The 22,566-nt window shown below is 71.4% G+C and carries 20 protein-coding genes; 8 read left to right on the top strand and 12 right to left on the bottom strand.

Going from position 1 to position 22,566, the window contains the following annotated elements:
* The first annotated feature begins 500 nt into the window (after window positions 1–500).
* Together ACQP0N_RS08045 and ACQP0N_RS08040 are read left to right on the top strand one after the other, a co-directional pair.
* Window positions 501–2,108: a cellulase family glycosylhydrolase gene (locus tag ACQP0N_RS08045; RefSeq protein ID WP_355053246.1), complete on the top strand. Its 1,608-nt coding sequence runs from the start codon at window positions 501–503 to the stop codon at window positions 2,106–2,108.
* Window positions 2,109–2,413: 305 nt separating this feature from the next.
* Window positions 2,414–3,796, top strand: coding sequence for a cellulose binding domain-containing protein (locus tag ACQP0N_RS08040; RefSeq protein WP_433118819.1), 1,383 nt, complete (start codon window positions 2,414–2,416; stop codon window positions 3,794–3,796).
* A 46-nt stretch (window positions 3,797–3,842) separates the two neighbouring features.
* On the opposite strand, the gene miaB is transcribed toward ACQP0N_RS08040, so the two are convergent.
* Window positions 3,843–5,342, bottom strand: a complete 1,500-nt coding sequence (gene miaB / locus ACQP0N_RS08035; protein WP_433118817.1) for a tRNA (N6-isopentenyl adenosine(37)-C2)-methylthiotransferase MiaB — start codon at window positions 5,340–5,342, stop codon at window positions 3,843–3,845.
* 56 nt (window positions 5,343–5,398) lie between these two features.
* Between miaB and ACQP0N_RS08030 the strand changes: the two genes are divergently transcribed.
* Entirely contained in the window at window positions 5,399–5,650 is a 252-nt protein-coding gene (locus tag ACQP0N_RS08030; protein WP_393218704.1) for a DUF2277 family protein, read from the top strand.
* 100 nt (window positions 5,651–5,750) lie between these two features.
* Here the strand turns inward: ACQP0N_RS08030 and ACQP0N_RS08025 are convergent, their stop codons facing one another.
* Window positions 5,751–6,230 carry a hypothetical protein gene (locus tag ACQP0N_RS08025; protein ID WP_355234684.1) on the bottom strand — a complete coding sequence of 160 codons (480 nt, stop codon included), beginning with the start codon at window positions 6,228–6,230 and terminating at the stop codon, window positions 5,751–5,753.
* Window positions 6,231–6,470: 240 nt separating this feature from the next.
* Window positions 6,471–7,460, bottom strand: coding sequence for a selenide, water dikinase SelD (selD, locus tag ACQP0N_RS08020; RefSeq protein ID WP_433118814.1), 990 nt, complete (start codon window positions 7,458–7,460; stop codon window positions 6,471–6,473).
* A 194-nt stretch (window positions 7,461–7,654) separates the two neighbouring features.
* Here selD and ACQP0N_RS08015 point away from each other — a divergent pair, with 194 nt between their 5' ends.
* The 4 genes from ACQP0N_RS08015 (at window position 7,655) to ACQP0N_RS08000 (ending at window position 11,154) form a co-directional block, all read left to right on the top strand.
* A complete protein-coding gene (locus ACQP0N_RS08015) occupies window positions 7,655–8,410 on the top strand; it encodes an amino acid ABC transporter ATP-binding protein (RefSeq protein ID WP_355053240.1) in 756 nt (251 codons plus the stop codon).
* 57 nt (window positions 8,411–8,467) lie between these two features.
* A complete protein-coding gene (locus ACQP0N_RS08010) occupies window positions 8,468–9,403 on the top strand; it encodes a glutamate ABC transporter substrate-binding protein (RefSeq protein ID WP_433118812.1) in 936 nt (311 codons plus the stop codon).
* A gap of 82 nt (window positions 9,404–9,485) precedes the next feature.
* Complete coding sequence (locus ACQP0N_RS08005; protein WP_355053238.1) at window positions 9,486–10,142, top strand: amino acid ABC transporter permease; 657 nt, start codon at window positions 9,486–9,488, stop codon at window positions 10,140–10,142.
* A gap of 139 nt (window positions 10,143–10,281) precedes the next feature.
* Window positions 10,282–11,154 carry an amino acid ABC transporter permease gene (locus tag ACQP0N_RS08000; protein WP_433118809.1) on the top strand — a complete coding sequence of 291 codons (873 nt, stop codon included), beginning with the start codon at window positions 10,282–10,284 and terminating at the stop codon, window positions 11,152–11,154.
* 62 nt (window positions 11,155–11,216) lie between these two features.
* Here the strand turns inward: ACQP0N_RS08000 and rny are convergent, their stop codons facing one another.
* The 7 genes from rny to ACQP0N_RS07965 form a co-directional block, all read right to left on the bottom strand.
* The gene (rny, locus tag ACQP0N_RS07995; protein WP_433118807.1) at window positions 11,217–12,983 is read right to left on the bottom strand and encodes a ribonuclease Y; all 1,767 of its coding nucleotides are present in this window, start codon (window positions 12,981–12,983) and stop codon (window positions 11,217–11,219) included.
* Window positions 12,984–13,613: 630 nt separating this feature from the next.
* Window positions 13,614–14,306 carry a regulatory protein RecX gene (locus tag ACQP0N_RS07990; protein WP_363660431.1) on the bottom strand — a complete coding sequence of 231 codons (693 nt, stop codon included), beginning with the start codon at window positions 14,304–14,306 and terminating at the stop codon, window positions 13,614–13,616.
* Window positions 14,307–14,320: 14 nt separating this feature from the next.
* Window positions 14,321–15,367, bottom strand: coding sequence for a recombinase RecA (gene recA / locus ACQP0N_RS07985; protein ID WP_145784951.1), 1,047 nt, complete (start codon window positions 15,365–15,367; stop codon window positions 14,321–14,323).
* Window positions 15,368–15,551: 184 nt separating this feature from the next.
* Window positions 15,552–15,752, bottom strand: a complete 201-nt coding sequence (locus tag ACQP0N_RS07980) for a DUF3046 domain-containing protein (RefSeq protein ID WP_433118805.1) — start codon at window positions 15,750–15,752, stop codon at window positions 15,552–15,554.
* A 4-nt stretch (window positions 15,753–15,756) separates the two neighbouring features.
* Window positions 15,757–17,178, bottom strand: coding sequence for an MFS transporter (locus ACQP0N_RS07975; RefSeq protein ID WP_433118803.1), 1,422 nt, complete (start codon window positions 17,176–17,178; stop codon window positions 15,757–15,759).
* 307 nt (window positions 17,179–17,485) lie between these two features.
* On the bottom strand, window positions 17,486–19,090 hold the full coding sequence (locus ACQP0N_RS07970) for an FAD-dependent oxidoreductase (protein WP_433118802.1): 1,605 nt from the start codon (window positions 19,088–19,090) through the stop codon (window positions 17,486–17,488).
* 111 nt (window positions 19,091–19,201) lie between these two features.
* A complete protein-coding gene (locus ACQP0N_RS07965; protein ID WP_433118800.1) occupies window positions 19,202–19,891 on the bottom strand; it encodes a TetR/AcrR family transcriptional regulator in 690 nt (229 codons plus the stop codon).
* Window positions 19,892–19,979: 88 nt separating this feature from the next.
* On the opposite strand from ACQP0N_RS07965, the gene ACQP0N_RS07960 reads away from it, so the two are divergent.
* Complete coding sequence (locus ACQP0N_RS07960; RefSeq protein WP_433118798.1) at window positions 19,980–20,210, top strand: hypothetical protein; 231 nt, start codon at window positions 19,980–19,982, stop codon at window positions 20,208–20,210.
* 40 nt (window positions 20,211–20,250) lie between these two features.
* Here the strand turns inward: ACQP0N_RS07960 and ACQP0N_RS07955 are convergent, their stop codons facing one another.
* Together ACQP0N_RS07955 and ACQP0N_RS07950 are read right to left on the bottom strand one after the other, a co-directional pair.
* Window positions 20,251–20,955: a UdgX family uracil-DNA binding protein gene (locus ACQP0N_RS07955; RefSeq protein ID WP_433118796.1), complete on the bottom strand. Its 705-nt coding sequence runs from the start codon at window positions 20,953–20,955 to the stop codon at window positions 20,251–20,253.
* A gap of 258 nt (window positions 20,956–21,213) precedes the next feature.
* Window positions 21,214–22,554 carry an aminotransferase class I/II-fold pyridoxal phosphate-dependent enzyme gene (locus tag ACQP0N_RS07950; protein ID WP_433118794.1) on the bottom strand — a complete coding sequence of 447 codons (1,341 nt, stop codon included), beginning with the start codon at window positions 22,552–22,554 and terminating at the stop codon, window positions 21,214–21,216.
* Window positions 22,555–22,566 lie beyond the last annotated feature (12 nt).

The following is a 22,566-nucleotide window of genomic DNA, read 5'->3' as shown; positions in this document are numbered from 1 at the left end:
AACTTCGGGGAAGGTGCTGCCTCGGACGCGCCGGAAGCAGCAACTTCCTCGAAGTTGTGACGATCTTGGAGTGGGCTGACGCGCCGGGCGCGCGACGACAGGCTTTGGACGCGCGTTCATCGGCATGATCGCGCTCGATCCTGGATCTAGTGGCTATCCGACGCCGTGACACCACTACATCCAGGATCGAGCACGATCTTGCGGCCCCCGGGCGGCGCGGGGGCGGCGCGCCGGCGGGACGGGGGCGGGACGGGGTGTGCAGTTGACGCATTGAGGTGGGCTGATGAGAATGGGCGACGGAGTCAGGTAGGGCCACCGGGCCGAGGGCGCCGACGGCGAGTATCGCCGTCGAGGATCGGCCGGTGAGCTGCCGCGAGTTTCCCGTCCGCGTGACATGGGCCGTCGCGCACTGTCCGCGTACCTCAAGGGGCCGTGATGTGCGCACGGCCGCCTGCCGGCGTCGTCGATGGACGGCGTCGTGCGTCCGAAGTGGAGCTCGAATGACCCGTACGAAAGCTCTCGGCAGCGCGCTGACCGCGCTCGCCACCGCCGCGGCCGGCGTGTTCCTCGCCGCCACCGTCAGCACCACCCCGGCTTCCGCCGCCGGTACCGGCACCGGTTATCTGCACACGAACGGTAGCCAGATCGTGGACAGCACCGGCGCCACGGTCCGGTTGACCGGCATCAACTGGTTCGGCATGGAGACCGACAACAAGACCTTCCACGGGCTCTGGTCGAGCAATCCGTGGCGGGGTCAGCTCGACACGATGGCCCGGCTGGGCTACAACACGCTGCGGGTGCCGTACTCGAACGACGCGCTGAAGGCGGGCGCGACCGCCACCGGGATCAACGACTTCGTCAACCCGGACCTGGTGGGGCTGTCGCCGTTGCAGATCCTGGACAAGGTGATCGCCTACGCCGGGAGCAAGGGGATGCGGATCATCCTGGACCGGCACCGGCCGACGTCGGCGGGGCAGTCGCCGCTGTGGTACACGTCGACGGTCTCCGAGGCGACCTGGATCAACGACTGGAAGATGCTCGCCCAGCGGTACGCGGGCAATCCAACGGTCATCGGCGCGGACCTGCACAACGAGCCGCACGCCGAGGGTACGAACCCGGCGGCCACCGGCGCGTGCTGGGGTTGCGGCGACACGGCGCGGGACTGGCGGCTCGCCGCGGAGCGGGCCGGTAACGCCATTCTCGGCGTGCAGCCCAACTGGTTGATCTTCGTGGAGGGGGTGAGCTGCCCGAGTGGTGGCCTCTCCAACGTGTGGGACAACGACCCGAGCAACGACGAGGACTGCGGCTGGTGGGGCGGCAACCTGTCGAAGGCCGGTCAGTACCCGGTACGGCTGAACGTGGCGAACCGGTTGGTCTACTCGCCGCACGAGTACGCGACGTCGGTGTACCGGCAGACCTGGTTCGACGCCCCGGACTACCCGGCGAACATGCCGGCGATCTGGGACAAGTACTTCGGTTACCTCTACAAGCAGAACATCGCCCCGATCATGATGGGTGAGTTCGGCAGCACCCTGGCCGACCCGAAGGACCGGGTGTGGCTGGAGAAGTTGATGGCGTACACCGGCACCGGCGTGACCGGGATGTCGTTCACCTACTGGTCGTGGAACCCGAACTCGGGTGACACCGGCGGCATCGCGCTCGACGACTGGACGAACATCAACACCACCAAGCAGGCGATCCTGCAGCCGTACCTGATCGCCCCGAGCGGCGGCGGTCCCACCGGCGGGCCGACCGGCGGGCCCACGGGCGGGCCGACCGGCGGGCCGACGAGCGCGCCTCCGGGCGCCTGCACGGCCACCTACCGGCAGGTCAACGCCTGGCAGGGCGGCTTCCAGGGTGAGTTGACCGTGAAGAACACCGGCACCGCCGCGGTGAATCCGTGGTCGGCCACCTGGACCTGGCCGTCCGGCGTGACGCTGGGCAGCGGGTGGAACGCCACCGTCACCCAGTCCGGTACGACGGTCACGGCCGCCGCGCCCAGCCACGCGCCGTCTCTGGCGGCGGGCGCCTCGGTCACCGTGGGCTTCACCGCCAACGGTACGGCCAGCGCCCCGGCGACCGTGAAGCTCAACGGCGCGAGCTGCTGAGCAACCGAGGTGGTCGGCGCCCACGCCGAGGGCGTCGGCCACCTCGGGCCGGGCGTGCACCAACGTGAGCGCACGGCGAGGTGGAGGCGACCGTGCCCCGGGGCCGCACGGAGCATTTACATCCAGGTGCTTCTATGTTTCCATCGGGAAAGCGCTTGCCTCCGTCGCGGCCGGCGCGAGCGCGGGAGCCGCTCTCCGCACCGAACCGCACCGGCGGACCCCCGGGACCTGAGATCCCGGCCCACCTCGCCGCCCACGGGCATGGGCGTCGCGACAGTGTGTCCGCCTCATCGAAGGGAAGCAGCATGCGCACAGCACAGCGTCGTACGACGCTGCTCGCCACCACCGCCGCCGCGACCGCCGCGCTGGTCACCGGCGGTCTCCTGACGGCCGTGTCGGCCCAGGCGGCAGCCGGCTGTCAGGTCGCCTACTCCGTCGCCAGCCAGTGGCCGGGCGGGTTCACCGGCAACGTCACGGTCACCAACCTCGGCGACCCGGTCTCCGGGTGGACGCTGCGCTGGTCGTACGGGGCCGGCCAGCAGGTCAGCCAGGCGTGGGGGGCCACCGTCACGCAGAGCGGCAGCCAGGTCTCCGCCGCCAACGTCGACTACAACGGCAACCTGGGCACCAACGGCAGCGCTTCGTTCGGCTTCAACGCGGGTTGGAACAACTCCAGCAACCCGGCGCCGACCAGCTTCACCCTGAACAACGTGGCCTGCACCGGTGGCACCACCACCCCGACCACCGCCCCACCGACCACCCCGGGCACGCCCACCAACCCGCCCACCACGCCGCCGATCCCCAGCGATCCGCCGCCGAGCGTTCCGCCGCAGACCGGCCTGGTCGGCTGGGCCACCCAGAACGGCGGCACCACCGGCGGTGGCGGCGCACCGGCGACCACCGTCACGAACGCCTCGGCGCTGACCAGCGCGCTGAACGCGACCGGGTCGGCGGTGATCCGGGTGTCCGGCACCATCTCCTGCTCGGGCATGCTGCGGGTGCGGTCCAACAAGACCATCCTCGGCAACTCCGGCGCGACGATCGTCGGCTGCGGGCTCAACGTCAGCGGTGACCGCAACGTCATCATCCGGAACCTGACCTTCCGGGACTGGAACGACGACGCGATCAACGTGCAGGAGTCGGCCACCAACATCTGGATCGACCACAACACCTTCAGCAACGGGTACGACGGCGCGGTCGACATCAAGCGCGGCTCGGACTTCGTGACGGTGTCGTGGAACCGGGTCTTCAACCACGACAAGACGATGCTGCTCGGGCACAGCGACGACAACGGCGCCCAGGACACCGGGCACCTGCGCGTGACGTACCACCACAACTGGTTCGACGGCAGCAAGCAGCGCAACCCCCGGGTGCGCTTCGGCAACCCGGTGCACGTCTACAACAACTACTACCGGGCCAACACCGGCTACGGCGTGGCCTCCACCGAGAACGCGGGCGTGCTCGTCGAGGGCAACTACTTCGAGAACGTCCCCGACACGTACCACCTCGGCGAGGCCGACTCCGGACCGGGCCGGCTGGTCGCCCGGAACAACCACTTCGTCAACTCGCCCGCCGGCCAGACCGGTGGCAGCGTCGCCAGCATCCCGTACTCGTACCAACTGGACACCGCGAGCAACGTCAAATCCATCGTGACGGGCGGCGCCGGCGCCGGTCGCATCACGGTCTGACCGTGGCTCGGTCGGGGTCCGCCGTGCCGGCGGGCCCCGACCGGGGTCAGTGGGCGGCGCAGCCGGTCGTCGGCGCGGGCATCGCGGCCGGTGCGCCGACCGTGGGCAGGCCAAGCAACACCCCGGGGGTACGCGGGGAGCGGCCGGCCTCGGCTGCGTCACCGGCCCGGGTCCGGCGGTGCGACAGGGGCGCGCCGTCGGCGTTGAGGTGGTGCGGCGCCGCGTACGTGATCTCGGTGTGCACGATGTCGCCGGGCCGGATCGACCCGGCGAAGCTGCCGGCGTCGAAGTGCACGAGACGACCGTCGCGGGCCCGGCCGGAAAGGCGTCCGGTCCGTTCGTCCTTGCGGCCCTCGCCGACCGCGACCAGCACCTCGACGGTCTCCCCAACCAGGCGCTTGTTCTCCGCCCAGGTGATCTCCTCGACGCAGGCGATCAGCCGCTCGTAACGCTCCTGCACGACCTGCTTGGGCAGTTGGCCGTCCATGGTCGCGGCGGGGGTGCCGGGGCGCTTGGAGTACTGGAAGGTGAAGGCCGACGAGAACCGGGCCTCGCGCACCACGTCCAGCGTGCGCTGGAAGTCGGCCTCGGTCTCGCCCGGGAAGCCGACGATGATGTCGGTGGTGATCGCCGCGTCCGGCATCGCCGCCCGGACCTTCTCGATGATGCCCAGGTACCGCTCGGAGCGGTACGACCGGCGCATCGCCTTCAGCACGTCGTCGGAGCCGGACTGCAACGGCATGTGCAGCGAGTGGCACACGTTCGGGGTCTCGGCCATCGCGGCGATCACGTCGTCGGTGAAGTCCTTCGGGTGCGGGCTGGTGAACCGGACCCGCTCCAGGCCGTCGATTGCCCCGGTCGCGCGCAGCAGCTTGCCGAACGCGTACCGGTCGCCGAACTCGACGCCGTACGAGTTGACGTTCTGCCCGAGCAGCGTCACCTCCAGCACGCCCTCGTCGACGAGGGCGCGCACCTCGGAGAGGATGTCGCCGGGGCGGCGGTCCTTCTCCTTGCCGCGCAGGGAGGGCACGATGCAGAACGTGCAGGTGTTGTTGCAGCCCACCGAGATCGAGACCCAGCCGGCGTACGTGGACTCGCGGCGGGTCGGCAGCGTGGACGGAAAGACGTCCAGCGACTCCAGGATCTCCACCTCGGCGGCGGCGTTGTGCCGGGCCCGTTCGAGCAGGACCGGAAGCGCGCCGATGTTGTGCGTGCCGAAGACCACGTCCACCCAGGGCGCCTTGCGGACGATCTCGCCACGGTCCTTCTGCGCCAGGCAACCACCGACGGCGATCTGCATCCCCGGGTGCTTGTCCTTCACGGGGCGCAGATGACCGAGGTTGCCGTAGAGCCGGTTGTCGGCGTTCTCCCGCACCGCGCAGGTGTTGAAGACGACGATGTCCGGGGTGTCGTCGGCCTGGGGCGCGCGCACGTAGCCGGCCTGTTCGAGCAGGCCGGAGATGCGCTCGGAGTCGTGCACGTTCATCTGGCAGCCGTAGGTGCGCACCTGGTAGGTGCGCGGGCTGCCCGCCGCTGCGGTAGTCATGACCAGGACAGCGTATCCGGGTCGACCGGATCACCCCGAACCGAGGAGCACCCGACATGTGCCGAAGCATCAAGACGTTGCGGGAGCCGTTCACCCCGCAGGTGACCGACGCGGACATCGAGGCGGCGGCGTTGCAGTACGTCCGCAAGATCTCCGGCTTCCGGGCGCCCGCCGCGCACAACGCCGCCGCCTTCGAGGCCGCCGTGGCCGCCGTGACCGAAGCCACCCGCACCCTGCTCGACCACCTGGTCGTACGGGGATCGGGCACTGCCGATCGGCCGGCCACCGCCGCCACCGGACCCGCCTGACGTCCCGACGCACCCGGCCGGCTTCGGCGTGACCGGCCGGCCGGTCGGGCTTGAGCGACCCGGCCGGCTCGGCGTGCGCGGCCGGCCCGTCGGTAGCGGGTCAGGCCGCGGCGAGGACCGGTGCGACGGTGTCGGGCGCCCAGCGGGAGCGGTGACACTGCGACCAGCCCCGGCAGCCCGGGTCGCCCAGCGAGCAGAGCCGCTGCTTGCTGAGCACCTCGCCGTCGTCGGTGTCCCGGACGTCGAAGTGCACCGGGCGGACCGTGCCGTCCGGTGCGACGAGCAGATGCCGGGTGGCGTCGAGCGTGTCGTCCCGCAACAGGCAGTCGCGGCCCAGCAGCCGGGCCAACGCGGCGATGCTGGCGTGCTCGGAGAGCCGTTCGGGCACCCCGTAGCAGTCGATCACCGTCGGAAACTCGCCCGGCGCCTGCCAGACGTCACACACCACCGCGTACGCCGGCAGTCGCGCCGGGTCCGCCGCGGCCAGCGGCATCACCACCCGACCGAGCGCCTCGGCCAGCGCCGGGTAGACCTCCACGGGTCGTACCCGGTCGATTCTCCAGTTCCACAGCTCGGTCATTCCGCCTCCTCGCTGCGTTCGTCCCACCGGCCTCCGGATCGGGCCTTACTGACGATGGTGGGGGGCATTTGACCCCAGCCGGGGGCAAGTTACCGGTCTGTGACCATTCCGGGCAAAATTTCCCTGAGCGGCATTGCTCGGAGTAGCGGGAAGGTGACAGTTTATCGGGTATCGTGCGCCGACCGAACCACCGGGCCAGCGTGTCCCGGCACCATCGGCAGCGGTTCCATCGGCCGCGCGTCAGCGCAGGACGACCAGGTGCTCCCCGCGGGGCAGCAGCTCACCCACCACCGGCGCGCCCGGCAGCTCGCCCGCGACCAGCAGACCGCCGGACGTCTGCGCATCGGCCAGCAGCAGCCGCTCCCCCTCGTCGGCCGCGCCGAAGTCCGTCCACGGGGTGACCCACTCCAGGTTGCGGCGGCTCCCGCCACTGACGTACCCGTCACGCAGCGCCTCGCGCGCGCCCGCCAGGTACGGCACCCGCGCCGTGTCGATGGCCACCGTCAGCCGGCTGGCACGGGCCAGCTTCGAGGCGTGCCCCAGCAGGCCGAACCCGGTCACGTCGGTGCCACACCGGATACCGGCGGCGACCGCGGCGCGGGCCGCGTCCCGGTTCAGCGCGCTCATCGAGGCGACCGCCTCCGGGAAGCTCTCGCCGGTGGACTTGTGCCGGGTGTTCAGCACACCCACACCGAGCGGCTTGGTCAGGGACAGCGGTATCCCGGCCCGGCCCGCGTCCAGAGTGATCAGCTCCTCCGGGCGTACGGTGCCGGTGACCGCGAGGCCGTACTTCGGACCGTCGTCGTCCACGCTGTGCCCGCCGGCCAGGTGACAGTCCGCCTCCCGGGCCACGTCCTGGCCGCCGCGCAGCACCTCCCGCGCCAGTTCCAGCGGCAGCACGTCCCGCGGCCAGCAGAGCAGGTTCAGCGCTACCAGCGGGGTGCCGCCCATCGCGTACACGTCGGACAGCGCGTTGGCCGCGGCGATGCGGCCCCAGTCGTACGCGTCGTCGACGACCGGGGTGAAGAAGTCCGCGGTGCTGACCAGGCCCGTGCGCTCGTCCAGCCGGACCACCGCGGCGTCGTCGCCGTGGTCCAGGCCGACCAGCAGCTCGGCGGTGCCGGTGGCCGGGCCGAGACCGGCCACCATGGCCTCCAACTCACCCGGCGGGATCTTGCAGGCGCAGCCGCCGCCGCGCGCGTAACGGGTCAGCCGTACGGGTTCCGTCATCCCCCCATGATCTCGGCAACGCCGTGCCACCGCCACCGTCGCGGCCCACGGGTGACCGAAACCGGACCCCCGTAGCCGATCGTGACCGGTGTTACCGCTCCGTGACCAACTGGGTTGCGTTCTGCCACATCACGCCGCCTACAGTTGCCCAACCGGGGGTCGACCGACCCCGATCCGGGGAGACGACAGGGACGGTGGACGACGTGACGACGGGCGAACCGCTCATCGTGCTGGACGCGGTCAACAAGTGGTTCGGACCGCTGCACGTGCTTGACGACGTCTCGCTGTCGGTGGGTCGGGGCGAGGTGGTCGTGGTCATCGGCCCGTCCGGCTCCGGCAAGTCGACGCTGTGCCGCGCCATCAACAGACTGGAACCGATCAACTCCGGCACCATCACCTTCGACGGTCAGCCGCTGCCGGCCGAGGGCAAGCCCCTCGCCCGACTGCGCAGCGAGGTGGGCATGGTGTTCCAGTCCTTCAACCTCTTCGCCCACAAGACCATCCTGGAGAACGTCACCCTCGGGCCGGTCAAGGTCCGCAAGGAGAAGCCCGCCGTGGCCCGCGAACGCGGTCTGGCCCTGCTCGACCGGGTCGGTATCGCCAACCAGGCGGACAAGTTCCCCGCCCAGCTCTCCGGTGGCCAGCAGCAGCGGGCGGCCATCGCCCGGGCCCTGGCCATGCAGCCCAAGGCGATGCTGTTCGACGAGCCCACCAGCGCCCTCGACCCGGAGATGGTCGGCGAGGTGCTGGACGTGATGACCTCGCTGGCGCGCGACGGCATGACCATGGTCGTGGTCACCCACGAGATGGGCTTCGCGCGGCACGCCGCCAACCGGGTCATCTTCATGGCCGACGGCCAACTGGTCGAGGACGCCCCACCCGCGGAGTTCTTCGCGAACCCGCGCAGCGACCGGGCCAAGGACTTCCTCTCCAAGATCCTCACGCACTAGGCGTCCGTAGTGGAGCGCGCCGCACAAGGGCGGGCTCCGTCGAAGAAGGAGAAGAGTATGCGTATGACGCGCGTGGCGGCGGTCGCCATGATGGCCTCCCTCGCCCTGTCCGCCGCGGCCTGCGGCAAGGAGGGTGAGCCGACGCCGAGCGCCGGTGGAAACGCCTCCGGCGCCGCCCAGGGCGACACCTGCAAGAGCTCCGGCGCGACCTTCACCCCGAAGACGGACGCTGCCGTCGCCGGCAGCCCGACCTTCGAGAAGATCAAGACGGCCGGCACGGTCTCGGTCGGGGTCAAGTTCGACCAGCCGAACCTCGGCTACAAGGACGCCCAGGGCAAGCGGTGCGGCTTCGACATCGAAATCGCCCAGTACGTCGCGAGCACGCTCGGCATCGACCCCGCGAAGATCCAGTACAAGGAGATCGCGTCGGCCAACCGGGAGACCGCGATCAAGGGTGGTGAGGTCGACTACTACGTCGGCACCTACTCGATCACCGACAAGCGCAAGAACGACATCTCCTTCGCCGGCCCGTACTTCGTCGCCGGTCAGGACCTGCTGGTCCGCAAGGACGAGTCGTCGATCACCGGCAAGGACACCATCAAGGGCAAGAAGGTCTGCTCGGCCACCGGCTCGACGCCGATCCAGAGGGTCCGCGACGAGGGTCTGACCGAGGCGAACAACATCGTCGAGTTCAAGACCTACTCGGAGTGCGTCTCGCAGCTGCTGGACAAGAAGGTCGACGCCGTCACCACCGACGACGCGATCCTCAAGGGTTACGCGGCGCAGAACCCGGACGAGCTGAAGGTCGTCGGCCAGCCGTTCAGCACCGAGAAGTACGGCATCGGCCTGCCGAAGGACGACAAGGCGCTGCGCGACTACGTCAACGACCAGATCGAAGCCGCCTTCACCAACGGCACCTGGCAGAAGATCTACGACGGCACGCTCGGCCTCTCCGGCTCGGCCGGCACCCCGCCGAAGGTCGAGCGGTACTGATCGACCCGGCTCGACACGAGTAGCGGCGCCGGGCGGGGTTCGTCCCCGTCCGGCGCCCGTGGAGAGGGACTGAGAGCGAGGCATGGGCGAGTTCTTCCGCGTACTGACGGACAACGGGCAACTGTTCGTCGACGGGTTCACCAACACCGTCAAACTTTTCCTGATCGCCGCGGTCGGCAGCCTCGTCCTCGGCACGCTGCTCGGCGCGATGCGGGTCTCGCCGGTGCCGGCGCTGCGCGCGTTCGGCGCCACGTACGTCAACCTGGTGCGCAACACCCCGCTGACGCTGGTCTTCGCGTTCCTCGTGTTCGCGGTGCCGAAGCTCGACGTCAACATCGACTACTTCCCCAGCGCCGCCATCGCGCTGACCGTCTACACCTCCGCGTTCGTCTGCGAGGTGATCCGCTCCGGCGTCAACACGGTCGCCGCCGGGCAGGCCGAGGCGGCCCGCGCGCTGGGCATGACCTTCGGTCAGGTACTCACGCTCATCGTGCTGCCGCAGGCGCTGCGCGCGATGGTCCCGCCGATGGTGAGCGTGTTCATCGCCATGCTGAAGAACACCACGATCGCCGCCGGCTTCTCGGTGCTGGAAGCGGGCGCGATCCCCGCGTACATGGCCGAGCGGGGCGAGCCGCAGTTCGCCGTCCTGCTCTGGATCACCATCGGCTTCCTGATCCTGATCCTGCCGCTGGTGGCCCTGCAACGGTTCCTCGAACGCAAGTGGCGGGTGGCGCGGTGACCCCGGCTACGGCGAACGGAAGGTGCGCGGTGAGCGCGAGGAGTGAGCTTGCGAGCCCCGCAGTCGCGAACAGAAGGTGCGTGGTGAGCGCGAGGAGTGAGCTTGCGAGCCCCGCAGTCGCGAACGGAGGGTGGTTGAGTTGAGCCAGGCGTCGATTCTCTACGACCTACCCGGTCCCCGCGCCAAGCGGCGCAACGCGATCCTGGGCGTCGTCGCCACCGCCGGCATCATCGCGCTGGTCGCCTACATCGGCTACAAGTTCGCCGACACCGGGCAGTTCGAGGCCCGCAAGTGGGAACAGTTCCAGTACGCCTCGGTGCAACGCGAGCTGCTCGGCGGTCTGTGGGCCACGCTGAAGGCCGCCGGCATCGCCGCGGTCCTGGCGCTGCTGTTCGGCGCGATCTTTGCCAGCGGCCGCCTCAGCGACAAGTGGATCCTTCGGGCCCCGTCGACCTTCGTGGTGGAGCTGTTCCGCGCGATCCCGCTGCTGATCCTGATCTTCTTCGGCTACTACGTGCCGCTGCAGTACGGCTGGTCGATCGACAAGCTGTGGGCGCTGGTCATCGGACTGATGCTCTACAACGGCTCGGTGCTCGCGGAGATCTTCCGGGCCGGCATCAACGCGGTGCCGTACGGGCAGACCGAGGGCGCGTACGCGATCGGCTTGCGCAAGAACCAGGTGCTGCGGCTGATCCTGCTGCCGCAGGCCGTCCGGTCGATGCTCCCGGCGATCGTCAGCCAGCTCGTCGTGCTGCTCAAGGACACCGCGCTGGGCTTCATCATCACGTACCCCGAGCTGCTGTTCGCCGGGAAGCAGATCGGCGGCCGGTTGCCGTTCGGGCTGCCGTACGTGCCGACGTACCTGATCGTGGCGGCCGTCTACATCGCCATCTGCGGGGCGCTGTCGATTCTGGCCTGGTGGTTGCAGAAGCGGATGGGCCGGGCGCCGCGCACGGCGGCGAAGGTGCTGCCCGCCCAGGACGCGGGCGCGGACTCGGCCCGGATGATCTGACCGGAACCAGCACGAACGACGGGCGGGTGGCCGAGGCCACCCGCCCGTCGCGTGTTGGAGGGTCAGCGCGCGATCTCGGTGACCCGGGACTCGCGGACCACGGTGACCCGGATCTGACCCGGGTAGGTCAGCTCCTCCTCGATCTGCTTGGCCACGTCACGGGCCAGCACGGCAGCGCCGATGTCGTCGACGTCGTCCGGCTTGACCATCACCCGGATCTCCCGGCCGGCCTGCATGGCGAAGACCTTGTCCACGCCGAGCTTGCCGGCCGCGATCTCCTCGATCCGCTCCAGCCGCTTGACGTACGCCTCAAGGCTCTCCCGCCGCGCGCCCGGCCGACCACCGGAGCAGGCGTCGGACGCCTGGGTGAGGACGGCCTCGATGGTCTGTGGCGGCACCTCGTTGTGGTGCGCCTCGATGGCGTGCACCACGTCCTCGTGCTCGCCGTACTTGCGGGCCAGGTCGGCGCCGATGATGGCGTGGCTGCCCTCGACCTCGTGGGTGAGCGCCTTGCCGATGTCGTGCAGGAAGGCCGACCGCTTGATGGTGGGCACGTCCAGCCGCAGCTCGGCGGCCATGATGCCGGCGATGTGCGCGGTCTCCACGAGGTGCTTGAGCACGTTCTGGCCGTACGACGTGCGGTAGCGCAGCCGGCCCAGCAGGGTCACCAACTCCGGGTGGATCTCGGTGATGCCCACCTCGACCAGGGCGTCCTCGGCGGCGCGCAGGCAGAGCTGCTCCACCTCCTGGCGGGCCAGGTCGTAGACCTCCTCGATCCGGTGCGGGTGGATCCGCCCGTCCAGCACGAGCTTCTCGAGCGTGAGCCGGCCGACCTCGCGGCGCACCGGGTCGAAGCAGGAGAGCAGCACCGCCTCGGGAGTGTCGTCGATGATCAGGTTGACGCCGGTGACCGACTCGAAGGCCCGGATGTTGCGGCCCTCGCGACCGATGATGCGGCCCTTCATCTCGTCCCCGGGCAGGTGCAGGACGCTCACCACGCTCTCCGCGGTCTGTTCGCTGGCGACCCGCTGGATCGCGTCCACCACGATGTGCCGGGCCCGTTGATCGGCGGTGTTGCGCGCGTCGGACTCGATGTCGCGCACCAGGAGCGCCGCCTCCCGCTTGGCGGACGTCTCAATCGCCTCGATCAGCTCCAGCCGGGCGGACTCGGCGGTGAGGCCGGCCACCCGCTCCAACTCCCGGCGGCGCAACTCCTCGGCCTCGGCCAGCTCGGTCTCGCGTTGGGCGAGCGCGGACTCGCGGGCGGCCAGGGCGGCGCCCGCCGCCGTGAGCTGCCGCTCCCGCTCGGCGAACCGCTCCACCTCCTCGGTGTGCAGCCGCTCCCGCTCGTCCATCCGGGCCGCCCGCCGCTCCACCTCGGCGGCCTGTTCGCGGGTCGTGGCGGCGAGCACCGCGACCTCCCGCTCGCCGCTGCGGCGCGCGGTGGTGCGGAGCTGCTCGGCGTCGGCCTCGGCCTGCTTGTGCGCCCGTTCCAGCACGGTGTCCGCCTCGGCGCGGGCGTCGTCGAGCACCCGTCGGGCCTCGGCCCGCGCCGCCTTCGCCTCGGCCTTGGCCGCCGCCGCTTCGGCACGGGCCGCGGAGGCGGCGGACTTCGCCACGTCGATCGTGCTGTTCGCCTGGTCGGCCGCGTCGCGCAGGGCAGCCAGGGACTGCTCCTGACGGTCCTTCTCGGCGATGAAGGCGGGATCCTCCGGGGCGGGCGTCGAGCCGATCCGGCGCAGCGCCCGGATGCCGACCAGCACCGCCGCGACCACGACCACCGCGAGGATCAGGACGGCCGCGAGGAGCACCACGTCGAGGGCGTTCATGCCGGAACCCCGCGAGGTCCATCCGTGCGCCTGTGCCGCCGCCCCGCCATGGCCGCCTCCCCTGAACGTCATGACCGCAGCGACTGTGCCCAGGGCACACTCCTGCGGCTGTGGACGCCCGACCGGAGCGGCTGGCCGCAGATAGCTCTCTCCGCCGGCGGTGCCCTCGGGCATCGTCGGCGACCGGGTGCAGTTGTCGCGGCGTCCCGGACCGGCCAGTCCGGAACTGCCGCCAAAGGCCGTGGAGCCGGCCAAAGTGATGCTGTTCTGTTACGAGATCTATGTTGTGCGCTTAGCCTGCAATGGTCGGGCAATGTGAGCCTGTATGGCGAGGCTAGGTCTCCGAGGGCGGTCTGGTCAAGGACTCATGATCAAACCCCCCGAACGGAGAGAAGTTGTAGCGTCACGCAAAGCTGATGTCGTGTCGGACACGGCGGGACAAAGACGGCGAGCCGACGCCTCGATTCGACCGTCGTGCCTGTTCAGCGACCGCACAGGCCCGCCGACGGCCCTTCGATGTGACGCCTGCGACCCGACGCCGGCCCGTCGGACCCGTCCCTGGGTCAGCGCAGGGTCGACCGCAGGCTTTCAGCATCGGGTCACACCCCTACCGCACCCGGCGCGTGGCGCTCAGTCGATCGGGCGGCTGTCCCGCTCCAGCTCGCCCTCGGCGTCGGCCAAGGCGTCGGCGTCGATCTGCTCGGCGAACTCGGCCGCCTCGGCGCTCTGCGCGGCGAGCGCGTCCTTCACCGCCCGGATGGCCACGCCGGGCGGGTAACCCTTGCGGGCCAGCATGCCCACCAGCCGGCGGAAGACCGCGTCCGGCTCACCCCGGGCGGTACGCAGTTTGCGCTCCACGAGGGCACGGGCGGTCTCCGCCTCGGTCTCCTCGTCCAACTCGCCCAACGCCTCGGTGGCCACCTCGCCGTCCACGCCCTTGCGGCGCAGCTCGTTGGCGAGCGCCCGGCGCGCGAGACCGCGCCCGGAGTGTCGACTCGACACCCAGGCTCGGGCGAACGCGGCGTCGTCGATGATGCCGACCTCGTCGTACCGGTCGAGCACGTCGGCCGACACCTCCTCGGAGATGCCCCGCTTGGCCAGCGCCCCGGCCAGCTCGGCGCGGGTACGCGGTCGTACGGCGAGTTGGCGCAGGCAGATCTCGCGAGCCAGCTCGGACTCGTCGCGCGGTGTGGACGCCTGCTCGTCGGCCGGCGACTCGGCCCGCCGGCCGCCCCGGCGGGGACGCGGCGGAGCGGCGTCGTCGCCCGTACGGGGCGGACTGGCATCCCAGCCCCGCCCCGTACGGGCGCGTCGTCCTGCCATCGGTCAGCGACCGGTCAGAAGTCGACCGGCGGCAGCTCCGGGCCACCGGCGGCGTCGCCCGCGCCGACCCCGACGCCGAGCTTCTCCAGGATCTTCTTCTCGATCTCGGCGGCCACGTCCGGGTTCTCCTTCAGGAACTCCCGGGCCTTCTCCTTGCCCTGGCCGAGCTGGTCACCGTCGTACGTGTACCACGCGCCGGACTTACGGATGATCGCCTGCTCCACGCCGACGTCGATCAGCGAGCCCTCGCGCGAGATGCCCTTGCCGTACATGATGTCGAACTCGGCCTGCTTGAACGGCGCAGCCACCTTGTTCTTCACGACCTTGACCCGGGTGCGGTTACCGACCACGTCGGTGCCGTCCTTGAGGCTCTCGATGCGGCGCACGTCGAGCCGGACCGAGGCGTAGAACTTCAGCGCCCGACCACCGGTGGTGGTCTCCGGGCTGCCGAACATCACGCCGATCTTCTCGCGCAGCTGGTTGATGAAGATCGCCGTGGTGCCGGTGTTGCTGAGCACACCGGTGATCTTGCGCAGCGCCTGGCTCATCAGCCGGGCCTGGAGGCCCACGTGGCTGTCGCCCATCTCGCCCTCGATCTCGGCGCGGGGCACCAGGGCCGCCACGGAGTCGATCACGATGATGTCCAGAGCGCCGGAGCGGATCAGCATGTCCGCGATCTCCAGCGCCTGCTCGCCGGTGTCCGGTTGGGAGACCAGCATCGCGTCGGTGTCGACGCCCAGGGCCTTCGCGTACTCCGGGTCGAGCGCGTGCTCGGCGTCGATGAAGGCGGCGATGCCCCCGGCCCGCTGGGCGTTGGCCACCGCGTGCAGAGCCACCGTGGTCTTACCGCTGGACTCGGGACCGTAGACCTCGACCACCCGGCCACGCGGCAGGCCGCCCACACCGAGCGCCACGTCGAGCGCGATGGAGCCGGTCGGGATCACCGCGGTCTGGATGACCGGCCGCTCCCCCAGCCGCATCACCGAGCCCTTGCCGAATTGCTTGTCGATCTGAGCGAGAGCAAGGTCGAGTGCCTTCTCCCGGTCAGGCCCTGCTGCCATGGTTGCCACCCCTGCCTTCGCCGGCGTCTTTGCTGAGCTTCGCGTCACGCGGACACGCTAGGCGCTAGGTCCGACAGAAAACCAGCCGACGGGCCGCGAGCTGTGGACGAGCACCCCGCTGTGGACAATAGCCGAACAGGTGTACGACTCGACAAGCGACACGCGGAACCGACGAAAAGGCTGCTCAGCGTAGTCGCGCGGGCACGCGGTCGGGATACGTGGCGCAGACCGCCCGCCACACCACGTTCGTCCGCTCCCCCGCCGACAACGCCTGCTCGATGGTCCGGCCGCCAAGCTGGGACAGCACCTGATCCCGGGCGATGCTGGCCGCGTAGCCCGGCCCGAACGCCTCCTCCAACCGCGCCCAGAAGTCGGTCAGCCGCACGTGATCAACCCTCCTCATCCGGCGCCCCGGTCGGCGCCGGGCGCAACGCTAGCGCCACCAGGGGCACGGTCGCGACCGCCGCGAGCAGGGTGAGCACGGGATAACCGGCCACCTGCATGACAAACCCGCTGAGCACCGCGGCACTCGCGCCCGCCAGCCCCATGATCATGTCTGAGAATCCCTGGACGCTCGGCCGCACATCGGCCGACACCGACTCGGAGAGCAGCGTCGAGCCGGCCACCATCGTCCCCGACCAGCCCAGCCCGAGCAGGACGAGACCGACCGAGAGCCGAGGCGTGTGGTGCCCGGCGGTGCCGGCCACCGCGCAGGCGGCCAACAGCAGTCCGACCCCGCCCAGGATCACCGCCCGCCGGCCGAGCCGGTCGGTGAGCCAGCCGACGACCGGGGAGAACGCGTACATGCCGGCGATGTGCAGACTCAGCACGATCCCGACCAGCCGCAGCACGTCGGCGTCGGCGTGCGACTCACCGAGCCGCACCGGGGTCATCGCCATCACCGCCACCATCACCAGGTGACCCACCGCCACCGCGGCGATCCCGAGCCGGGCGGCGGGCTGAGCGCGTACCACCGACCAGGCCGCCCGCATCCCGGCGCCGCGCGGCGCGCGGGCGCCGACCGGCGCGGCGGCCGGCCCGACGCCACCGCCCGCCGGCGACCCGGCGGTCCCGGCGGTGGGGGCGGTCGCCGCCACCGCACCGCCCGGCGGCACGGCGGCGACCGGCCCGGGACCGTCGGGCACGGATGCGGCGTCGGCCGCCGCGAGTCGCCGCGCGGTGAGCAGCGGGTCGGGCCGCAACAGGCCGAGGAGTACGACGGCAGCCAGCACGAACGCCGCCGCGCTGAACGCGAACGGGCCGGCCAGCGCGGGCAGCCCCCAGCCGGTGGTCACCCGGTCGGCCAGGGCGGCGAAGTTCGGCGCGGCCACCGCGCCGATGGTGGTGGCCCAGACGATCAGCGAGAGCTGGCGACCTCGACGGGCCGGCTCGGCGAGGTCCACGGCGGTGTAGCGGGCCTGGAGGTTGGCGGCGGTGCCGCCACCGAACAGCAGCATGCCGAGAAGGAGCAGCGGCACCGAGTGGGTGGCCGCCGCCAACACCACGAGGACGCCACCGACGGCGCCCACCGTGTACGCCAGCACCAGACCCGGCCGCCGACCGTGCCGGGCCATGATCCGGGTGACCGGGACGGCGAGCAGCGCCGCCCCGACCACCCCGGCGCTCTGCGCGATGCCGGCCAGCGCGGTGCCGGCCACCCGGTCGGCGAGCAGCGCGCCGACGGAGATGCCGATGGTCACGCCGATGCCGCCGATGATCTGGGTGGTGAAGAGCAGCCGCATGGTGCGCCGCTGAATCGGCGCGACGTCGAGTCGGGCGGCGGTACGCGGCTCGGTCAGGTCGGTGGCCATCGGCGCTCCTCGAGACGGGGACGCCCCCATCCTCGCGCACCCGCCCCGAACCCCGACGCCCCGCCGTGCTGCCCGATCCCGCCCCGCCACCCGGCCGCCCGGCCGGGCCGCCCCGCCGTGCCCTCCCGTCGCGCCCCGCCCGCCCGGCCGCCCGCCCGCCCGGCCGCCCGCCCGGCCGGGCGCAAGATCCGCGCAACTTCAGGAAAGTTGCTGTCTCGGCGCGCCGGGAAGCAGCAGTTTCCCCGATGTTGCGCGGATCTTCGCCGCGTCGATCTTCGCGGCGTCGATCTTCGCGCGGGTCCGTCGGTCAGGCGGTCATCACCCGCTGGTGCAGGGACGACACCGCCGCGCGGGCCGCCACGAACGCGCCGTGCTGCCAGGCCACCTCGTGACTGAGCCAGTCCCCGGCGAAGTAGACCCGGCCGGCCGGCTGGAGCAGCAGGTCGTATCCGGCGGTGCCGTACCGGGGCGAGGTCCAGGCGCCCTCGATGTAGCGGGTCCGGTCCCAGGCGTGCGAGTACGAGGTGACCAGCTCGCTGCGGTACTTGTCGCCGTGGATCTTCACGCCCTGGCTGACCGCCCGCTCCTGGCGCAGCTCGGGGGTGAGCCCACTGTAGGCCCGGGCGTTCGCCCCGGTGTTGTAGTAGCCGACGACCAGGCCCCGTTTGCCGTGGAAGCCGTAGGACGGGTACCAGATGTGCGACAGGTCCAGGTCGGTCTCGGTGATGCCGCCGTAGATCCGCTGGTCGGTCTCCCACCAGCGGCTGCGGTACTCCAGACCGATCTTGCCGGCGGCGGTGACGGGGAAGTCGGCCAGGGCGGCGGTCACGTCGACGCCGAGGTTGTGCGGCACCCGGGCCATCAGGTGCGGTGGCAGCGCGGCCACGCAGTAGTCGGCGGTGATCTGCGACAGCCGGCCGCCCTGGCGGTAGGTGACCTCGACCCGGCTGCCCCGGTCCGTCACTCCGGTCACCTCGGCGTTGAGGCGGATCCGGTGCCCGCCCACGGCCTTGGCGAGGGCACGGGGGATCTGGTCCATCCCGCCGACCGGCTGGAACATCAGCATCGCCTGGTCGTAGCCGAACTCGAAGGAGAAGTACCGGCCCACGTTGCTGGCGAAGACGTCGGACAGCGCCGGCGGCGCACCGAGCAGGCTGCCGACGTCGTTACCCGCGCCGGGGTACGTGGAGAAGCCGCGTCGGCTGGTCCCGGTGTACGCCCAGTCGCTGGCACGCCCGCCGATCGCGCCGAAGCTCTGCAGGAACGACAGCAGCCGCTCCCGGTCCTCAGTGGTGAGTCGCGCGTCGAGCGCGCCCTGGTCGGTGGCCTTCGCGAGCATCTCCGAGACGTAGCCGTAGACGTCGGCCTTGGCAGTGCGGTAGCGGACCGGCTCGGTCATCCCGGCGGACTCGTTGTAGATCCAGGCGTCGGCGTTCTGGTTGGTGAAGACCTCGACGGGTACGCCCAGCTCCCGGCAGTAGTCCATGGTGACCATCCACTGTGCGATCCGGCCCGGCCCGGCGTTGAAGTAGACGCCGTCGGAGAAGCCGGCCCGCTGGGTGTGGCCGTCGAGGTCGGTCTCGACGTCGCCGCCACGGATGGTCAGGTTCCGTCCGCCGACGCGGTGCCGCGCCTCCAGGACCGTGCAGTGGTAACCCGCCTTGCCCAGCTCGTACGCGGCGGTCAGCCCCGCGATGCCGCCGCCCAGCACGACGACGCTGGCGCCCGGCCGCCCGGACAGCGTGAAGTCGGACGGTTCCGGCGCCCGGAAGGCCGGGGTCGGTGACGCGGCGGCGCTGGGCGCGAGACCCATGGCGCCCATCGTGGCGAGCATCGCGCCGGCCCCGCCGCTGACCCCGACCGCGCGCAGGAATCCACGCCGGCTCACCGTCGACTGCGTCTGATCACTCATGAACGCCTCCCCTACAAGATCGACTCACGTGAGTCTGTGGAGGGCGTGTTACACCGTTCACGCAACGCGGTTTCCAGTAGGTATCCGGTCTTGTGAATACCGTGGAGATCCTCAGGACGGTGGGTGCCGCGCCACCGAGCGGAGAACGCCGTCCAGGCCCTCCTCGAACAGCAGGTCGTCGCCCCACCGGGAGTCGTCGAGGTGGCCGGAGGCGTTGAGGGTCGGGTAGGCGTCGGCGTGTGCGGTGACATGGTCGCGGGCGGCGGCCCGCGCGTCCGGGTCGGCGCTCCTGTGCCACGTGGCTTCGGTGAGCGAGGCGCCGATGACGTAGTTGGCCAGTGTCCGCGTGGCCACCGCGAGGTGGCGGCCACGGCAGCCGCCGCGCACCAGCGCCGCCTGGAGGAACTCGGTGCGGGCCAACACGTTGGGGCCGAGCATCGGACGCCCGACCAGGCCCGCAGCCCAGGGATGCCGGAGCATCGCGGAGCGCCAACCTCGGACGAGAACGCGGACGTCCCCTGGCCAGTCCTCGGTCGCGTCGGGGATCGGCACGTCGCCGAAGATCTGGTCCATCGCCAGGTCCAGCACGTCGTCCTTGGTCCGCACGTGCCAGTACAGGGCGGTCGCCGTCACGGTGAGGCGCTGGGCGAGGCTGCGCATCGTGAGGCCGTCGATGCCGTGCTCGTCGAGCAGGTCGACCGCCGCGCCCACGATCCGGTCGATCGTCAGTGGTGGCCGGCGCTGCGTCCGGGAGGGCTCCGGGCGTAGCCACACCGACGATGGCGAACGGCGTTCTGTCATGCCGTCACCCTAATACGGTGGACAGGAAACTTAACGTCGGTAAGCTAGCTGAACACCCGTACATCGGCTCCCGCACGGAGGTCCCCTCATGCCTCTTCTGCGAGTCCACGTCGACACCGACCGGAGCACCGCTCGGCGCGTCCTGCAACTGCACCAGGAGGGCAGGAGCCATCACGAGTCGCGGGAGGCGGCCCGGGAACAGGCGTGGCGGCAGGGCCGGACCCCGGCTGGGGAGCCGGTCTTCGTCGGCGTCACGAACGGCCGCCGCAACGTCCAGTTGCTCTACGACGTCGAGGTCTACTCCGACACCGCCGGCTGACGCCCCGCCCGAGGCGAACGGGCGCGACGACGCCGCGCGGCTATCCGGCGAGGGCGCGGGCGGCGACGGTGAGGTCGGCGACCAGCCCCTCGTACGCAGCGTCCTGGTCGTCGGCGCGCAGCACCGCGGACGGGTGGATGGTCGCCAGCAGCCGGGTCGGCGGAGCGTCGGCCACCGCGCCGGAGCGGTCCACCGGGACCCGCTGGAAGTCCTCCGGGTGCTGGGCCGACGCGGGCCAGGGCAGCAGTTCGCCGCGCTGCCTCGTCACCCGGAAGGATGGGCCGAGCAGCGCCTTGGCGGCGGTGGCGCCGAGCACCACCACGACCGCCGGGTCGAGCCGGGCGAACTCGGCGACCAGCCAGGGGCGGCAGGCGGCGATGTGGATCTGGTCCGGCGTCTGGTGGATGCGCCGCTTGCCGCGCGCCTCAAAACGAAAGTGCTTCACAGCGTTCGTGAGGTACAGCGCGGCCGGGTCGAGGCCGGCGTCGTCGACGGCCCGGCGCAGCAGCCGACCGGCGGGACCGACGAAGGGCAGACCCTTCTGGTCCTCCATGTCGCCGGGCTGCTCGCCCACGAGCACCACGCGGGCGCTCTCGTCACCCCGCCCGAAGACGGTCTGCGTGGCGTCCCGGTACAGCTCGCAGCCACGACAGCCGCCCGAGGCCGCCCGCAACCCGTCGATGGTGTCGGCATCGGGAGGGATGAACCGTTGGGCGCCGGGGGCGGCGTCGGTCTGCTCGGCCATGCCGACTGTTATATACCTGTTCGGCCGGCCCTGCCGGATACGCCCCAGGGGAGATCCGACGGTCCCCCGTCAGTACCCGCCCCCACCGCCGCCGCCACCACACGACGCGAGCGCGATCAGCACGATGATGATCACGATGACCGCGACCGCGACCCCGATCCAGAGCCCTCGATTGCCGCCTGAAGCCATGTCAGCCACCTCCACCGGCGCGCATACCCACCACGGACCCGGCAAACCTCCCGCGGAGGTCGGCACGGGTCAGGTGGCGAACCCGAACGGTGGATCGGGCCGGGTGGCGCGGGCCAGGGCGGCGGCCAGGGGCGTCAGGTCCTCCACGGCCAGGGAACTGACGGTGACGCGCACGGCGGGCGGCGCGGCGATCCGGTAGAGCGCGCCGGGCGCCACCACCCAGCCCGCGTCACGTAACGCGGTGACCACGCTGGTCTCGTCCGGCACCGGCAGCCAGACGTTGATGCCGCTGCGGCCGTGGGCGGTCAGGCCGTGCTCGGCGAGCGCGGCCACCAGACCCGCGCGTCGCAGCTCGTAGCTCTGCGCCGCACGGCCCACCAGGTCGTCGACCGCCGGGTCCCGCCACAGGGCCAGCACCAGCCGTTGCAGCACGGTGGACACCCAGCCCGCGCCGACCCGCGTCCGGCCGGTCACCCGGGCCACGGTGGTCTCGTCGCCGGCCAGCACCGCCAGTCGCAGGTCCGGGCCGAAGGGTTTGCTCACCGACCGCACGAAGGCCCAGCTCGCGGTCGTGCCGGCGAGCGGGTGCAGGGGTACGCGGGCCAGTTCGGCGGCGTGGTCGTCCTCGATGAGCAGCAGGTCCCGCCGCCCGGCGAGCAGCGCGCGCAGCTCCTCGGCGCGGGCGGCGGAGACGGCCGCGCCGGTCGGGTTCTGGGCGCGGCTGGTGACCACCAGCGCCCGCGCGCCAGCGGTCAGCGCGGCCGCCACCCCGGCCGTGAGCGGCCCCTCGTCGTCCACCGGTACGCCGATCGGGCGCAGCCCGAGGGCGGCGACCAGGTCGAGCAGGTTGGCCCAACCGGGGTCCTCCACCGCGACCGCGTCGCCGGGGCGCAGGTGGGCGCCGAGGAGGCGTTCGATGCCGTCCAGCGCGCCACCGGTGAGGGTCAGGTCGTCGGCGGGTACGCCGTCGGCGCGCAGCCGGGCGCGGGCCAGCTCGGCCAGTTCCGGGAGCACCCCGGCCTGCGAGTAGCCGATCGGCGGGCCGGCGTCGGCGGCGAGCGCGGCGAGGTGCGGACCGATCGGGGGCAGCAGCCGGGGGTCGGGCTCGCCCCGGGACAGGTCACGCGCGCCGGGCAGGGGCGCGGGGCGCAGCGCGGAGCGACGGGCGGCCACCGGTGGGCGTGGGCGGACGCGGGTGCCGTGCCGGCCGGCGGTGGTGAGCACGCCGCGCTGGCGCAGCTCCTGGTAGGCGCGGGCGACGGTCGCCGGGCTGACGGCGAGGTCGGCGGCGAGGGCCCGGACCGGTGGCAGGGCCGCCCCGGGTGGCAGAGCGCCGGTACGGATGCCCGATTCGATGCTGGCCGAAATCGTGGCGGCCGTCGTCCCGGTGAACTGATAGCGTGCTGACACAAACAAGAGATT

Source organism: Micromonospora sp. CA-246542, assembly GCF_050942905.1.
Classification (GTDB): domain Bacteria; phylum Actinomycetota; class Actinomycetes; order Mycobacteriales; family Micromonosporaceae; genus Micromonospora.
The sequence above is the reverse complement of the archived record's forward strand: the minus strand, read 5'-3'. Positions and strand labels throughout refer to the sequence as shown.

Coding starts and splice junctions, on each gene's coding strand:
- ACQP0N_RS08045 (WP_355053246.1), top strand. CDS start 501: ATGACCCGTACGAAAGCTCTCGGCAGCGCGCTGACCGCGCTCGCCACC.
- ACQP0N_RS08040 (WP_433118819.1), top strand. CDS start 2,414: ATGCGCACAGCACAGCGTCGTACGACGCTGCTCGCCACCACCGCCGCC.
- miaB (WP_433118817.1), bottom strand. CDS start 5,342: ATGACTACCGCAGCGGCGGGCAGCCCGCGCACCTACCAGGTGCGCACC.
- ACQP0N_RS08030 (WP_393218704.1), top strand. CDS start 5,399: ATGTGCCGAAGCATCAAGACGTTGCGGGAGCCGTTCACCCCGCAGGTG.
- ACQP0N_RS08025 (WP_355234684.1), bottom strand. CDS start 6,230: ATGACCGAGCTGTGGAACTGGAGAATCGACCGGGTACGACCCGTGGAG.
- selD (WP_433118814.1), bottom strand. CDS start 7,460: ATGACGGAACCCGTACGGCTGACCCGTTACGCGCGCGGCGGCGGCTGC.
- ACQP0N_RS08010 (WP_433118812.1), top strand. CDS start 8,468: ATGCGTATGACGCGCGTGGCGGCGGTCGCCATGATGGCCTCCCTCGCC.
- ACQP0N_RS08005 (WP_355053238.1), top strand. CDS start 9,486: ATGGGCGAGTTCTTCCGCGTACTGACGGACAACGGGCAACTGTTCGTC.
- rny (WP_433118807.1), bottom strand. CDS start 12,983: ATGAACGCCCTCGACGTGGTGCTCCTCGCGGCCGTCCTGATCCTCGCG.
- ACQP0N_RS07990 (WP_363660431.1), bottom strand. CDS start 14,306: ATGGCAGGACGACGCGCCCGTACGGGGCGGGGCTGGGATGCCAGTCCG.
- recA (WP_145784951.1), bottom strand. CDS start 15,367: ATGGCAGCAGGGCCTGACCGGGAGAAGGCACTCGACCTTGCTCTCGCT.
- ACQP0N_RS07975 (WP_433118803.1), bottom strand. CDS start 17,178: ATGGCCACCGACCTGACCGAGCCGCGTACCGCCGCCCGACTCGACGTC.
- ACQP0N_RS07970 (WP_433118802.1), bottom strand. CDS start 19,090: ATGAGTGATCAGACGCAGTCGACGGTGAGCCGGCGTGGATTCCTGCGC.
- ACQP0N_RS07965 (WP_433118800.1), bottom strand. CDS start 19,891: ATGACAGAACGCCGTTCGCCATCGTCGGTGTGGCTACGCCCGGAGCCC.
- ACQP0N_RS07960 (WP_433118798.1), top strand. CDS start 19,980: ATGCCTCTTCTGCGAGTCCACGTCGACACCGACCGGAGCACCGCTCGG.
- ACQP0N_RS07955 (WP_433118796.1), bottom strand. CDS start 20,955: ATGGCCGAGCAGACCGACGCCGCCCCCGGCGCCCAACGGTTCATCCCT.